This is a genomic window from Priestia sp. SIMBA_032, assembly GCF_046535215.1.
Lineage (GTDB): Bacteria > Bacillota > Bacilli > Bacillales > Bacillaceae_H > Priestia > Priestia aryabhattai.
Genome location: NZ_JAWRXD010000760.1, coordinates 1 through 268, shown reverse-complemented (window position 1 = coordinate 268; position 268 = coordinate 1). Strand labels below are relative to the sequence as shown.

Sequence of the window (268 nt, the reverse complement as noted above, 5' to 3'; positions counted from 1 at the left end):
CTTTGAGCATAAATAGCCTTAAACATATTAGCAAATTTTGACGGGCTCATGTTGCAGCTTTTAGCCAAGTCATCTATTAGCGGAAGCGCTAGCTCTAAATGATCTTCTATATTTTTTTTGGCATCAATAATACTCATCACCTCATTATACTTTAAAGTTTCTGAAGAACTTGAACCATCAGCTTGTTTGTCTAATGTTAATGCAATTAAACGTTTGACGTATCCTTTATAAAAAAGTTTTGTTAGAAATTCTGGAGGAGTACAGGAAA

The 268-nt window shown here is 33.2% G+C and carries 1 protein-coding gene; it reads right to left on the bottom strand.

All coding sequences use genetic code 11. The features are described 5' to 3' along the window. A partial coding sequence (locus tag SB717_RS36350) for a hypothetical protein (RefSeq protein WP_410907878.1) occupies positions 1 to 268 on the bottom strand: 268 nt, incomplete at both ends.